General features: G+C 72.4%; 12 protein-coding genes, 1 pseudogene and 1 riboswitch. Of the genes and pseudogenes, 8 read left to right on the top strand and 5 right to left on the bottom strand.

Annotated features, from left to right (window positions below; all coding sequences use genetic code 11):
- Positions 1 to 139 (top strand): annotated as a pseudogene (locus KPL59_RS13795) (bifunctional nuclease family protein); the annotation flags it as partial.
- Between the two features lie 274 nt (positions 140 to 413).
- Positions 414 to 992 carry a MerR family transcriptional regulator gene (locus KPL59_RS13790; RefSeq protein ID WP_060711889.1) on the top strand — a complete coding sequence of 193 codons (579 nt, stop codon included), beginning with the start codon at positions 414 to 416 and terminating at the stop codon, positions 990 to 992.
- Between the two features lie 24 nt (positions 993 to 1,016).
- Here KPL59_RS13790 and KPL59_RS36890 read toward each other — a convergent pair whose 3' ends face one another.
- Positions 1,017 to 1,184: a YiaA/YiaB family inner membrane protein gene (locus KPL59_RS36890; RefSeq protein ID WP_308187882.1), complete on the bottom strand. Its 168-nt coding sequence runs from the start codon at positions 1,182 to 1,184 to the stop codon at positions 1,017 to 1,019.
- Positions 1,185 to 1,316 carry a hypothetical protein gene (locus KPL59_RS36885; RefSeq protein WP_308187881.1) on the bottom strand — a complete coding sequence of 44 codons (132 nt, stop codon included), beginning with the start codon at positions 1,314 to 1,316 and terminating at the stop codon, positions 1,185 to 1,187.
- A gap of 72 nt (positions 1,317 to 1,388) precedes the next feature.
- Positions 1,389 to 1,483: riboswitch (glycine riboswitch) on the top strand.
- A gap of 167 nt (positions 1,484 to 1,650) precedes the next feature.
- On the opposite strand from KPL59_RS36885, the gene gcvP reads away from it, so the two are divergent.
- Positions 1,651 to 4,542: an aminomethyl-transferring glycine dehydrogenase gene (gene gcvP / locus KPL59_RS13780; RefSeq protein WP_226361030.1), complete on the top strand. Its 2,892-nt coding sequence runs from the start codon at positions 1,651 to 1,653 to the stop codon at positions 4,540 to 4,542.
- Positions 4,543 to 4,594: 52 nt separating this feature from the next.
- Positions 4,595 to 5,980, top strand: a complete 1,386-nt coding sequence (locus KPL59_RS13775) for a chloride channel protein (RefSeq protein ID WP_226361029.1) — start codon at positions 4,595 to 4,597, stop codon at positions 5,978 to 5,980.
- Between the two features lie 5 nt (positions 5,981 to 5,985).
- On the opposite strand, the gene KPL59_RS13770 is transcribed toward KPL59_RS13775, so the two are convergent.
- Genes KPL59_RS13770 through KPL59_RS13760 form a run of 3 tightly spaced genes read right to left on the bottom strand, consistent with a single transcriptional unit; the run spans position 5,986 to position 9,578 of the window.
- Entirely contained in the window at positions 5,986 to 6,753 is a 768-nt protein-coding gene (locus tag KPL59_RS13770) for a PrsW family glutamic-type intramembrane protease (protein ID WP_226361028.1), read from the bottom strand.
- Between the two features lie 46 nt (positions 6,754 to 6,799).
- Positions 6,800 to 8,656, bottom strand: coding sequence for a sugar phosphate isomerase/epimerase and 4-hydroxyphenylpyruvate domain-containing protein (locus KPL59_RS13765; RefSeq protein ID WP_226361027.1), 1,857 nt, complete (start codon positions 8,654 to 8,656; stop codon positions 6,800 to 6,802).
- Positions 8,646 to 9,578 (bottom strand): shikimate dehydrogenase, encoded by a 933-nt coding sequence (locus KPL59_RS13760; RefSeq protein ID WP_308187880.1) that lies wholly within the window; start codon positions 9,576 to 9,578, stop codon positions 8,646 to 8,648. Before KPL59_RS13760 ends, KPL59_RS13765 begins: the two co-directional genes overlap by 11 nt.
- A gap of 141 nt (positions 9,579 to 9,719) precedes the next feature.
- Between KPL59_RS13760 and KPL59_RS13755 the strand changes: the two genes are divergently transcribed.
- The 4 genes from KPL59_RS13755 to KPL59_RS13740 all read left to right on the top strand — a co-directional run.
- Entirely contained in the window at positions 9,720 to 10,376 is a 657-nt protein-coding gene (locus KPL59_RS13755; protein WP_226361026.1) for a TetR/AcrR family transcriptional regulator, read from the top strand.
- A gap of 233 nt (positions 10,377 to 10,609) precedes the next feature.
- Positions 10,610 to 10,981: a hypothetical protein gene (locus KPL59_RS13750; RefSeq protein WP_226361034.1), complete on the top strand. Its 372-nt coding sequence runs from the start codon at positions 10,610 to 10,612 to the stop codon at positions 10,979 to 10,981.
- Between the two features lie 474 nt (positions 10,982 to 11,455).
- A complete protein-coding gene (locus KPL59_RS13745; protein WP_226359516.1) occupies positions 11,456 to 12,454 on the top strand; it encodes a hypothetical protein in 999 nt (332 codons plus the stop codon).
- Positions 12,455 to 12,692: 238 nt separating this feature from the next.
- On the top strand, positions 12,693 to 13,670 hold a 978-nt coding region (locus tag KPL59_RS13740; RefSeq protein WP_226361031.1), incomplete at its 3' end, for a phage portal protein.

The raw sequence follows: 13,670 nt of genomic DNA, 5'->3' as shown, positions 1-13,670 counted from the left end.
TCCCGGTGCACGCCGACGAGAGCGTCCTCGCCGAGCGGGAACTGGTCATCCCGACGAGCAGGAGGACGAGGTCGAGAAGTTCCGCGAGTTCCTCGACTCCGTGTCGCCGGAGGACTTCCGCGGTGCCCAGCCGGGCTGATCCGTGCGGGTCACCACCGCCGTCACCCGGCAGTGGGAACGCACGGACCGCGGTCCGACCGTTCACCGACGTCACCGACCGTTCGGCGGCCGTACGCCCTGTGTGCCCGGCGACCCGGCCGGGTGTCCGGTACGCCCAGGTCGGCGAGCCGCGTTGACCACCCCGGCCGCTGGGCCTACCGTCATCTCGACTGATGACATCCGTGGAACTCACCCACTACCCAGAGTCACATGGTAGAGGACGGTCCACGGTCCCGAACGAAGGAGACCGCGCGGTGCAGACGCCACCACCCGAGGGGCCGGGTCAGGGAGAGCTGTTCCCGGACCCGCTCGTCGGTGCGGGGCTCGACGGGGTGACCGACCGCCTGGTCGGCTTCCGCGGCCCGACCGCGTGTCAGGTCGTCGGCATCACCTACCGACAGCTGGACTACTGGGCCCGCACCGGGCTCGTCGTGCCGTCCATCCGCGGTGCCGCCGGGTCGGGCAGCCAGCGGCTGTACTCCTTCAAGGACGTCCTCGTCCTCAAGATCGTGAAGCGGCTGCTCGACGCCGGTGTCTCGCTGCAGAACATCCGGATCGCCGTCGAGCACCTGCGTCGGCGCGGGATCCGTGACCTCGCCGGCATCACCCTGTTCTCCGACGGCACCACCGTCTACGAGTGCACCTCCCCGGAGGAGGTGGTCGACCTGCTGCAGGGCGGGCAGGGCGTGTTCGGCATCGCCGTCTCCGGGGCGATGCGCGAGATCTCCGGCGTGATCAAGGACTTCCCGGCCGAGCGGGCCGACGGCGGCACCGTCGACGAGGCCCCCGAGGACGAGCTGGCGCGCCGCCGCGCGCGCCGCGCCATCTCCTGAGGCCATCTCCTGAGGCGGATCCGCTCACGCCACCGAGCGGAACGGGTCGTGCTCGGCGAGCAGCTTCTCCATCCGCGCCTGGTCGACCCGGTTGACCACGGTCAGGGACTCCTGCCGGTCCCGGACACACTTCGCCAGGGTGAACGCCGAGGTGATCGCGTACAGCACGGCGATCGCGAGGAACGCCTTCACTCAGCCGTCGACGGGCAGGTAGACGGTCCCGACGACGACGGCGGCGAGGGACACGCCGAAGGACAGCATCGCCTGCATGTGGAACGCGGCGGTGGTGGCCGGGGTGGTGTTCGGAGCGCTGGTGTTCGACATGACACGAGTGTGACGAGACGGCGCAGGCGGCGACGCCGCAGAACTACGCAGGTAGGCTGACCCGGTAGTCGTCGACGCCGCGCGGGAGAGCCCCGGGGAACGAGCCCGGGCGCCGAAGGAGCAACCCCTTCCCGGAATCTCTCAGGCACACGGACCGCGCGGTCGAGACGCCTCTGGAAAGCGACGGGTCACCCGCGCACGCGGGGAGCCGTCCGCCGACGGGGAAAGCCGGAAGCCTCCGGTGAATCTCTCAGGCGCCCGGTCTCCGGGTACGGACAGAGGGGGAGGGCGAGTTGCCCTGCCCCGAATCCGCCCGACGACCTCCGGAGGCGCCGTGAGCCCGACGTCCGAGCACCGTCCCACCCTCGCCGAGCTGGAGCGGGGGCTCCCGTTCGCCGAGCGCCACATCGGGCCCCGCCCCGGCGACCTGGCCCGGATGCTGGAGGTGCTGGGCGTCGACTCGCTCGACGCGCTCGCCGCCCGCGCGCTGCCCGACACCATCCGCGCCGCCGAGCCGGTCGGGGCCTCGCTGCCCGCGCCGGTCGGCGAGGCCGAGATGCTGGCCGAGCTCCGCGCCATGGCCGGGCGCAACACCGTGACCGTCCCGATGATCGGCTACGGCTACCACGGGACCCGCACCCCGTCGGTGATCCGCCGGAACGTGCTGGAGAACCCGGCCTGGTACACCGCGTACACGCCGTACCAGCCCGAGATCAGCCAGGGCAGGCTCGAGGCGCTGCTGGCCTTCCAGACGATGGTGTCCGACCTGACCGGGCTGCCGGTCGCCGGCGCGTCGCTGCTCGACGAGGCCACCGCCGCCGCCGAGGCGATGACGCTGCTGCGCCGGGCCAACCGCTCGACCAGCCCGCGGTTCGTCGTCGACGCCGACACGCTGCCGCAGACCGTGGACGTGCTGCGCACCCGCGCGGAGCCGCTCGGCATCGAGCTGGTCGTCGCCGACCTCGCCGACGGCGTGCTGCCCGAGGGCGAGTTCTTCGGTGTCCTGCTGTCGTACCCGGGCGCCTCGGGGCGGGTCGCCGACCCGTCGGGCCTCATCGAGGCCGCGCACGGCCGCGGGGCGCTCGTCGCCGTCGCGGCGGACCTGCTGGCCCTGACCCTGCTCACCCCGCCCGGGGAGCTCGGCGCCGACGCCGCGATCGGCTCCACCCAGCGCTTCGGGGTGCCGCTCGGCTTCGGCGGCCCGCACGCCGGCTACCTGTCGGTGGGGCAGCGCCACGCCCGGCAGCTGCCCGGCCGGCTCGTCGGCGTCTCCCGCGACGCCGACGGCCACTACGCCCTGCGCCTGGCGCTGCAGACCCGTGAGCAGCACATCCGCCGGGAGAAGGCCACCTCGAACATCTGCACGGCACAGGTCCTGCTCGCGGTCATGGCCGCCTGCTACGGCGTCTACCACGGCCCGGACGGGCTGCGCGACATCGCCACCCGCACCCACCGGATGGCCGCGGTCCTCGCCGCCGGCCTGCGGTCGGGCGGGGTGGAGATCGTCCACGACGCGTTCTTCGACTCGGTGCTCGCCCGGGTCCCCGGCCGCGCCGACGCCGTGGTCGCCGCCGCGCACGAGGCCGGGATCGCGCTGCGCCGGGCCTCGGACGACGAGGTCGGCGTCGCCACCTCGGAGATCACCACCGTGGCGCACCTGCACGCGGTGTGGGCGGCGTTCGGGGTCGCCGGGGTGGACGCCGACGCCCTCGACCGGGAGACCGCCGACGCGCTGCCCGCCGGCCTACGTCGCACCGGTGAGTACCTCACGCACCCGACGTTCCACGACCACCGGTCCGAGACCGCGCTGATGCGCTGGCTGCGTCGCCTCGCCGACGCCGACCTCGCGCTGGACCGCACGATGATCCCGCTGGGCTCGTGCACCATGAAGCTCAACGCCGCCGCCGAGATGGAGGCGGTGACCTGGCCCCAGTTCGCCGACCTGCACCCGCTCGCGCCCGAGTCCGACACGGTCGGCACCCGGGAGATGATCGAGCAGCTGGAGACCTGGCTGGCCGACCTCACCGGCTACGCCGCGGTGTCGCTGCAGCCCAACGCGGGCAGCCAGGGCGAGCTCGCCGGGCTGCTCGCCATCGCCGCCTACCACCGCAGCCGCGGGGCGGCCGACCGCGACGTCTGCCTGATCCCCGCCTCGGCGCACGGCACGAACGCCGCCTCGGCGGTCATGGCCGGGATGCGGGTGGTCGTCGTCGGGACCGCGCCGGGCGGCGACGTCGACCTCGACGACCTGCACGCCAAGATCGCCGAGCACGGTGACCGGCTCGCCGCGCTGATGATCACCTACCCGTCGACGCACGGTGTCTACGAGGCCGGGGTCCGCGACGTCTGCGCCGCGGTGCACGACGCGGGCGGCCAGGTCTACGTCGACGGCGCCAACCTGAACGCCCTGGTCGGGGTGGCCCGCCCGGGTGCCTTCGGCGGCGACGTCAGCCACCTCAACCTGCACAAGACCTTCTGCATCCCGCACGGCGGCGGCGGGCCCGGCGTCGGCCCGGTCGCGGTGGCCGAGCACCTGGTGCCGTTCCTGCCCGGTCGCACGCCCGTGTCCGACGGCGGGGTCGGCGCGGTCTCGGCCGCCCGGTACGGCTCGCCCGGCGTCCTGCCGATCTCCTGGGCCTACCTGCGGATGATGGGCACCGACGGGATGCGCCGCGCCACGCTCACCGCGGTGGCCGCCGCCAACTACGTCGCCACCCGACTGCGGGAGCACTTCCCGGTGCTCTACTCGGGCGCCGACGGCGCGGTCGCCCACGAGTGCATCCTCGACCTGCGGATCCTGACCAAGGAGACCGGGGTGACCGTCGACGACGTCGCCAAGCGGCTGATCGACCACGGCATCCACGCCCCGACCATGTCCTTCCCGGTGGCCGGGACGCTGATGGTCGAGCCGACCGAGTCCGAGGACCTGGCCGAGATCGAGCGGTTCGTCGCCGCGATGGTGTCGATCCGCGGCGAGATCGACCGGGTCGCCGCGGGGGAGTGGCCCGCCGAGGACAACCCGCTGCGCAACGCCCCGCACACCGCGGCCTGCCTGGCCGACGACAAGTGGGACCACCCGTACCCGCGGGAGCTGGCCGCGTACCCGACCGGGGTCACCCCGGGGGTGCACGACCGGAAGGTGTGGCCGCCGGTACGCCGGATCGACGGCGCCCCCGGCGACCGCAACCTGGTCTGCTCCTGCCCGCCGCCGGAGGCCTTCGCCTGATCTCTGCCCACCCGTCGGGAGGGTGTCCGGACAGGTCGGGGATCATGGAGGGGTGTCACACCGACCGAGTGAGCGCCTCCGGGTCCCCGCCCCCGTCCTGCGGACGCGGGTCCGGTCGAAGCGGGCCGCGACCGACCAGCCCAACGTCACCGGCGACGGCGCGTCGCCGCTGACCGCCCGGTTCTGGGTGCTGCTCGTCGTGACCGGGATCGCCGCCGGGCTGTCCGGGATCGCGCTGATGGCGCTGCTGCACGCGGTGTCGGAGTGGGCGTGGGGATCCGGGGCGGCAGAAGGGCTCGGCGCGGCGGTCGAGCGGGCCGACGCCTGGGGGCGGATCTGGCCGCTGCTGGTGGCCGGGCTCGTCGCCGGTGTCGGTGGGTACCTGCTGCGCCGGTTCGTCCCCGGCCGCACCGACGTCGACGACGCGATCTGGACCGGTGACGCCCGGCTCGGGGTGCGCCGCAGCTCGGGCACCGCGGTGCTGTCGGAGGTCGTCGTCGGGCTGGGCGCCTCGCTCGGCCGGGAGGCCGCGCCCAAGCTGATGGGCGGGGTGTGGGGCGCGGTCCTGGCCGGCTGGGGCGGCCTGTCGGTCGAGCAGCGACGTCTGCTGGTCGCCTGCGGTGCGGGCGCCGGGCTGGCGTGCGTCTACGACGTGCCGCTGGGCGGGGCGCTGTTCGTCGCCGAGGTGCTCGTCGGCACCGTCCGTCTGCCGGTGGTGCTGCCCGCACTGGCCTGCACCGCGACCGCCACCGTCGTCGCCTGGCTCTACCTGCCCGCCGGGCCGGTCTACCCCGGCCTGCCGGACCCGGTGACGACGCCGTCGCTGCTGGTGTGGGCGGTGCCCGCGGGCGTGCTGATCGGGGTCCTCGCGACCGGCTGGGTCCGGCTGATCGGGTTCGTGTCGCACCACGGGCCCCGGCGGACGTGGTGGCGGATCGCCGCCCCGGTCGCCGCGTTCGGGCTGCTCGGCGTGGCCGGGCTGGCGTTCCCGCAGCTCTACGGCAACGGCGCGGACCTGGCCGAGCAGGCCTTCCTGGGTGGCGGGGCGCTGCTGCTGTTCGCGTTGCTGGCCGTGCTGAAGCCGCTGGTGACGGCGATGTGCCTGGGCAGCGGCGCGTCCGGTGGGCTGTTCACCCCGACCCTGTGCACCGGCGCGTTGCTCGGGGCCGCGCTCGGCGGGGTCTGGTCGGCGCTGTGGCCGGGCACCCCGGTCGGCACGTTCGCCCTGGTCGGGGCGGCCGCGATGATCGGGGCCGGGATGCAGGCGCCGCTGGCCGGGCTGGTGCTGGTGCTGGAGCTGACCGGCACCGGGTTCGCGATCGCCGTCCCGCTGGTCGTCGCGACGCTGGTGGCCACCGCGGTGGCCCGGTGGCTCGACGGCTACTCGATCTACTCGGCGCGCCTGGCCGCGCAGCCCACGGCCGAACAGAGCACCTGAGGGGGTCAGGCGGGCAGCGCGGTGCCGGGGGCGCGGTGCGGGAGCCGGTGGGCGAACCCGGTGAGCAGGCCGAGGCTCAGCACCGCGAGCACGCCGTAGGCGACGAACCCGCCGATGCTGTCCCAGGTGGTGTGCAGGGCGACGGCCAGGACGAACACCAGCAGCGCCCGTCCGGCGGCCCGCCCGGTGCGCCGCCGGGCCGCGTACCACAGCGCGGCCGCGGTGAGCCCGGTCCAGGCCATGTGGGCGGCCGGGCTGAGCACGCCGCGCAGGAGCAGGACGTCGTCGACGGCGCCCAGGTCGCCGCCCGAGCGGACCAGCACGACGAAGCCGTAGCCCATCGTCTCCAGCGCGGCGAAGCCGGCACCGGAGGCGACCCCGACCAGCAGCCCGTCCGCGGGGTGCCCGCGGCGGGCGGTCAGCAGCAGCACCACCAGCGGCGCGACGAGCTTGGCCGACTCCTCGATCAGCGCGACGCCCAGCATCGGCATCCTGCCCAGCGACCGCAGCGCGTCGAACTCCAGCAGCCCCGCCGCGACGACGCCGACGACCCCGCCGAGGAACGCGACCAGCGCGATCGGGCCCGCGCCGATCGAGTAGTCCAGCCGCCGCCCGAGCACGAAGGCCACGAACGCGGCCGGGGCGACCGCGGCGCCGAGCAGGATCAGCGACGGCACCAGGTTGGGGTTCTGCGTGACGAGCAGGACCCGGCGGACCGCCTCGAACAGCGCGACCCCGACGACCAGGACGAGCAACCAACCCCAGCGACGCACCTGCAACTCCCCTCCGCGACCGACGCCGGGACGGTAGCGGCGCCGCTCAGGCCCGGGCGAGCCGGGACCGGCGATGGGCCGCCATCCGCACCGGGGCGTCGGCCCAGCCGTGCCCGTCGTGGCCGCCGGTGCGCTGCACCAGGGCCAGGAACAGGCGGCCCCCGAGCAGCTCGGTGCACACCTGCAGGTAGTCACCGGCAGCGTCGCGGTCGTGCAGGACACCGAGCTCCCGGTAGGCCGCGACGGTCGCCGCGGGCAGGTCGAGGCGGGCGGCGAGATCGTCGTGGTAGTTCGCCGGGACCGGGAGCAGCGGCACCCCGGCCGCCCGCGCGGCGGCCGCGGTGGCGAGCACGTCGTCGCAGGCCAGGGCCACGTACTGCGGGTCGGCGACGGCCGGGCTCCACCCGCCGCGGCGCAGCACCGACACGGTCAGGGCGAGCCGGACGCTGCGGTCCGGGTCGGCCAGCGCGCGGCTGCGGACCAATCCGAACGGGGCCGCGTACTCGCCGTCGCCGACGGTGTCGAGGCCGAGCACGGCGCGGTGGAACAGGACCGCCTCGTCGAACGCGTCGTAGGGCTGGGTGAGCCCGATGTGGTCGATGCCGGTGATCCCGGTGCCGGGGGAGCGGGGCTCGTCGACGGCGACGAAGTCGTGCGGCCAGGCCCGTCCGGCGTCGCCGTCGGTGCGGCACAGGAACACCGCGGTGCCGTCGGGGGCGGTGATCCCGGCGAGCTCGGCCTCGCCGGGCCCGGTGACCCGGGGGACGGGGGCGGCGCACAGCCGGGCCGCGCGGCGGGCGGCGGCGGCCGGGTCCGCGGACTCGACGGCGATCGCGGCGACCGCGCCGGTGCCGTCGCCCGCCGCGTTCACCAGCAGCCGGGCGTCGCCCTGTTCGAAGCGTTCGACCTGCTTGGTGCGGTGCACCCCGGTGCGGCTGAACCCCAGGGCGCGCAGCACCCGCCCCAGCTCCGGGCGCGCGGTGAGCTCGACGAACGCCGTCCCGCGCAGGGCCGGCGCCGCGGTGCCCACGGGATCGGTCCCGGCGCCGGCCCGTGCGGTGGCCTCGGCGAGCGCGATCAGCGAGCGGCGGGCGTCGACGGCGGTGCGGACCGGGTCGGACTGGCGGAAGACGTCGTTGAACACCTCCAGCGACAGCGGTCCGGTGTACCCGGCCCTCAGCACGGGGGCGAGGAACGCGGGCAGGTCGAACCCGCCCTGGCCGGGGAACAGCCGGTGGTGACGGCTCCAGGACAACACGTCCATCGACAGCTCACGGGCGTCGGCGAGCTGGAGGAAGAACAGCTTGTCGCCGGGGACGTCGGCGATCGGAGCGGGGTCCGAGCCGCGGGCGAGGATGTGGAAGGAGTCCAGGCACAGCCCGAGCGCGGGGTGGTCGGCGGCGCGCACGGCGTCCCAGGAGGCGTCCCAGGTGTCGACGTGCCGGCCCCAGGCGAGCGCCTCGTAGGCGACGCGCAGCCCGCGCTCGTGGGCCCGGTCGGCGAGGGTGTGCAGCTGGGTGGTGAGCAGGTCGGCGTCGGTGGCGGGGTCGACGGCGTCGGGGGACACCGAGGAGCACACCAGCACGGTGTCGGCGCCGAGGCCGGCCATGACCTCGAAGGTCGCGTCCGCGCGGCGCAGGTTCGCGGCGAACCGGGCGGGATCGGTCGAGTCGATGTCGCGCAGCGGCTGGTACAGGTCCACCGACAGGCCCAGGTCGCGGCAGCGGGCGCCGATCCCGGCCGGGGACTCGGGGTCGGCGAGCAGGTCCGGCGCGAAGATCTCGACCCCGTCGAACCCGGCGGTCGCGGCGGCGGCGAGCTTGTCCTCCAGCGTGCCGGACAGGCAGACCGTGGCCAGCGACAGACGCGCGGGCCCGTGCGGGGGGCGGGGCTCAGGCGACACGGGCCGCCGCCTGCTCGGCGGTGACGAGCTCGGCCAGGTGGGCGAGCATCCGCGCCGGATCCGGTGTGGCGCCGGTGAACAGCCGGAACGCCTCCGCCGCCTGGTGCACGGCCATCGCACCGCCGTCGACGGTGCGGCAGCCCGCGGCGCGGGCGGCGGCGAGCAGCGCGGTGTCCAGCGGCCGGTAGACGATCTCGGCGACCCACGGACGGGTGGCGAGCAGCGCTGGGTCGAGGGGGAGTCCGGGGTGCTCGGCCATCCCCGTCGGGGTGGCGTGCACGAGGCCGTCGGCCCCCGGGAGCAGCGCGGACAGTGCGGGCAGCGGGTGCCCGGTGGCGTGCGCGCCGGGGGACAGGTGCGGGGTCACCGACGCGGCGAGTGCGGCGGCGCGGGCACCGTCGACGTCGACGATCTGCAGGACGCCGACGCCTTCGCGGGCCATGGCGTAGGCGGCCGCGGCACCGGCACCCCCGGCGCCCAGCAGCACGACGCGCCCGGTCGCGGCGCCGGGCAGCCCGGCCCGCCAGCCGTCGCGGAAGCCGGTCCAGTCGGTGTTGTGCCCGGTCAGCGCCCCGTCCGCACCGATGACGACGGTGTTGACCGCGCCGATCGCGGCGGCGTCCGGGGCGAGCACGTCGAGGTGGCCGATCACCCGCTGCTTGCAGGGGTGGGTGACGTTGACCCCGGCGTAGCCCTGCGCGCGGGCCCGGGCGAGCAGGTCGCCGACGGCGTCGGGGTCGCGCCCGAGGACATCGAGGTCGAAACGCGTGTAGGTCAGGTCCAGGCCGTGCGCCGCGCCCTCGCGCTCGTGCAGGGCGGGGGACAGCGACGGACCGATGCCGGCGCCGATCAACCCCGTCCGCACCCGTGTGCCGGTTGCGGCGGCGTCGGTCTCGCGCCGGGTCTCGTTGCTGCTCCGCACGGATCCCTCCTCGGATCTATGTACCGTACGGTTAGTTATACTGGACGGTGGGTCCGTCGGCCAGGGGGAACGGCCGACGATCCGTAGAGTCCGGGGCGCCACCGGGATCCCGGTGGCGCGGACCGGTGGAGGGGGGTCGCGGTGGCGGCGGTACCAGAGGAGGGCGTCCGGCAGCGCGACGCCGAGCGCACCCGCACCGAGATCCTCGACGAGGCGACCGCGGAGTTCGCCGACCGGGGCCTCGCCGGGGCGCGGGTCGACGAGATCGCCGCGCGCACCCGGACCACCAAGCGGATGCTCTACTACTACTTCGGCTCGAAGCAGGGTCTCTACCTGGCCGTTCTCGAACGCGCGTACACCGGGATCCGGGCGCTGGAGCAGCAGCTGTCGGTGTCGGACCTCAACCCGGCACGGGCGGTGCGGGCGGTCGCGGAGCTCACCTTCGACCACCACGAGGCGCACCCGGACTTCATCCGGCTGGTCGCGATCGAGAACATCCACCACGCCGAGCACCTGCGCTCCTCCCCGCTGCGCGCGGGGCTCGCCGGGCCCGCGCTCGGCGTGCTCGATTCCATCCTCGCCCGCGGCCGGGAGGCCGGGTTGTTCCGCGACGACGTCGACGCCTTCGACGTCCACGTGCTGATCAGCTCGTTCTGCGTGTTCCGGGTGGCCAACCGGCACACCGTCTCGGCCATCTTCGGTCGCGACCTGCTGGACCCGCAGCGGCGCGGGCACTACCGCCGCATGGTCGGCGACCTGGTCGTGGAGTACCTGACCGCGCGTGTCGGGCAGGACTGACGGCGGAGCCTGTGGCAGGGGCCTGTGGCAGGTGCCCGGCAGGACCGACCGCAGGGTCGACGGAGAACCCCTGGCGGGGTGACCGCGCCGGCGTCCATCCGGCTCTTGACACGCCCCGCGTCGCAACTCACTATTCGGTACCTAACCAGACGGTACATAGACGAGCGGCTCGCCGCCCGGGCCGTCGACCGCGTCATCAAGTGCCTGCAACGTCGCACACGCCGGGAGCCACCGTGAGCCAGCAACCGTCCGCCGCCGCGCCGAGCGCGCCGGAGGCGCAGCCGAAACGGGCCGCCCTGGCCGCGTGGGTCGGCAGCGCCCTGGAGTACTACGACTTCTTCATCTACGGCACCGCTGCGGCGCTCGTGTTCCCGAATCATGATGGTCATCACACACGTCTGCCAAAGTCCCAGGTCAGAGCACCCTACCGCACCGGAGAGACCCTGATGACCGAGCCCCTCGTCGGAACCGACACGCTGCCACCGTACGAACCTGACATGTTTGCGACACTGGGTCCCGCGATCGTGAGGTGGTCCCTGGAGAACGGTCTCCGGGTCCTCGACGGCAAGTCTGCGGGCGCTTTGTTCGTACCCACGCGGTCGTAGTACGCGTTCATTTGCCACTGGTACCGGCTACGCGACGACGGAGAGTTCTACTACCGTGGCGGCGCGATTAGGCTCGCGCGCGGCTCGCTGAAGTCTCCGCTGGGAGCCTGGCTCGCGACCGTGGAACTCACGGGGCCCGTGCGATTCAATGGGTTCCAGTCTCGGAACCGCTGCGGTGAGCTCCTGGGTCGACGGCAGTCGATGCCACTGATTCAGATCGCGGCGGTCTCGGAGAGCCAGACTTAGAACACGTTCAACTATGTTGCGGGCTGGAACGCGCGCGGCACAGAACTCGTCAAGAACTACGATCTGGACCCCGGCAAGAAGCACATCTTCTCGCCGGGGGCCCGTAACGTAGCCGGTGGCAAAATCACCGTGGTCTCCTCGCGGGCTGCCACGATTCGCGGCTCTCGCCCGACATTGGTCATCGCGGACGAGTGTTCCGAGTGGACAGTGTCCAACGGTGGTCGACGCTTGTGGGAGACCATTGACGACAACGCGACGAAGGTCGACGGTTCCCGGGTGCTCGCACTCATGAACACATGGTCACCGGGCTCGGGCTCCGTCGCGGAAGACATCTACGATAGCTGGCTTAACGAACGCACTGGTGCTACAGTGAACGAGCGTCCGCTGTTGTATTGGTCGCGGGAGGCATCCGCAGACACCGATTGGTCGGACCCGGCGTCGATCGAACGGACACTGGCATACATTTACGATGAGTGTCCGTGGGTGAACCAGTCGCAGGTTCTGTCAAAGATCATGGCGCCGATGAAACCCGTGGCGAGTTCCATGCGCGAATTCGGGAATCTGATCGTGTCGGACCTGAGTTCATGGGTTTCGAAACAGGACTGGGACGCCAACGCGTGTGACGATCGAATCGTCGATGGCGACGAGATCGTGCTGGCTCTAGACCCGGCGCTCACCGAAGACGCCACGGTCCTTATCGGCTGTCGACTGTCGGACGGGCTCGCACAGCCGCTATTCACGTGGGACCCAGCGACGATGCATCGGGACCTGGACGTGGCGGCGCTCGACGCGGCTGTCGCGGACGCATTCGATCGGTTTCAGGTCCGCGCGTTCGCTGCGGACGTACATCCGTTGGAAGGTCGCGTGTTGGTGGACTGGCCGACCGCGTACGGCGATCGGCTGTGGCTTGATGCGTCGGCGAAGCACCTGATTGGTTTCGACATGCGCGCGTTGAAGCTCGATGTCGCGCGGGCCGCAGAACTCGTCGCAGACGACATCGCGAACAAGTCGTGCCCGCATGTCGGGGACCCGCTGTTGACGACGCATGTGGTCAACGCTCAGCGCCGCCCGTATCGAGAATACGTGTCGCTGGGGCGCGGTCACCGGGACCGTAAGATCGATGGTGCGGTGTCGTTGGTACTCGCACGACTCATGCGCCGATCGGTGTTGGAGTCCGACGCGTACACACGGCGATCTCAGGGCTCAAAGGTAGTGGTGTTTCGGTGATGCCGGATGTGGAGCTGATCGAGCGGTTGCTCGCGACGGGCAGCAGCCTCTAGTGGAAGCGGCGGACGCGGGACCGCTATTATCGAGGCTCGCAGCGCCTGGCGATGTTGGGTCTTGCGACGCCGCCGGAAATGCAGTCGCTTCAGACGGTGGTGAACTGGTGCCGGACCACGGTGGACGCGTTAGCCGAACGACTCGATGTCAGCGGTTTCCGCACGGGTGATCGGGCGCCGATGAGCTGCTGTGGTCGTGGTGGAAGCGCAACGACATGGTGGTTGCCTCCGATGCGGCGCACACGGAAGCTCTCGTGCAAGGCATCGCGTTTGTGGTCGTCGGCCGTGATCCGGACGAGCCGTCGGTGCCGCGTTATACGGTGGAGTCTTCCGAGGCGCTTACGGTGGAGTTCGACCAGTTCGGGCGTCACTTGCGGGCGGCTCTGCGCCGTTACATTGAGCCGGAGACCGGCGAGCTGTTCGTGACGTTGTATGGGCCGAACGTCACGAGAAGCTACCAGCAGCGTCATGCGCGCTGGCATCTCGTGGACGAGGACGAACACCGGTTGGGTGTCGTGCCGGTCGTGCCGGTGGTCAACAGGTCTCGGGTCACCGACTGGTTCGGTGAGACCGAGATGAAAGACGTGATGACCATCGTGGACGCGGTGTGTCGGACGGCGACTAATCTGTCGGCGGCGTCGGAGACACTGGCGGTGCCGTCGAGGTACGTGATCGGTGCATCGCGCGATGACTTCGTGGACGCGGAAACCGGCGAGCCGATCCCGGTGTGGGAGGGCTATCTCGGCCGGTTGAACGCGCTGAGCAACGCTGAGGCCCGCGTGGTGCAGCTCGACGGGGCAAGCCTTGAGAACTTCACGAAGACGATTGAGCTGTACGGCAAGGTCGTGTCGTCGTTGACGGGCCTACCGGTGCACTATCTGGGGATTTCGCCGAACGGGAATCCGAGTTCTGCCGATGCGATCCGCTCGGGCGAGTCGCGGCATGTCAAGCGTGCTGAACGTAAGCAGTCTGGGTTCGGCTCCGCGTGGTCGCAGGTCAGTGACATCGCGTTGCGGCTGGTCGCGGGTGCACAGTTACCGGTGTCGACGACGTGGTCGGATGCGTCGACGCCCACGGTGGCGGCGAAAGCTGATGCGGTCGTGAAGCTCGTGCAGTCGCGGATTCTGCCGGTGGAAGGCGCGTGGCTGGAACTCGGCTATGAC

Origin of the sequence: Pseudonocardia sp. ICBG1142, assembly GCF_020496255.1 — a bacterium.
In the GTDB taxonomy this organism is placed as follows: domain Bacteria; phylum Actinomycetota; class Actinomycetes; order Mycobacteriales; family Pseudonocardiaceae; genus Pseudonocardia.
Note: the sequence above shows the minus strand (reverse complement) of the source record. Positions and strands in the feature narration are given on the sequence as shown.

Bases quoted from the DNA above. Each gene is read 5' to 3' on its own strand.
- KPL59_RS36885 (WP_308187881.1), bottom strand. From the start codon at position 1,316: ATGTCGAACACCAGCGCTCCGAACACCACCCCGGCCACCACCGCCGCG.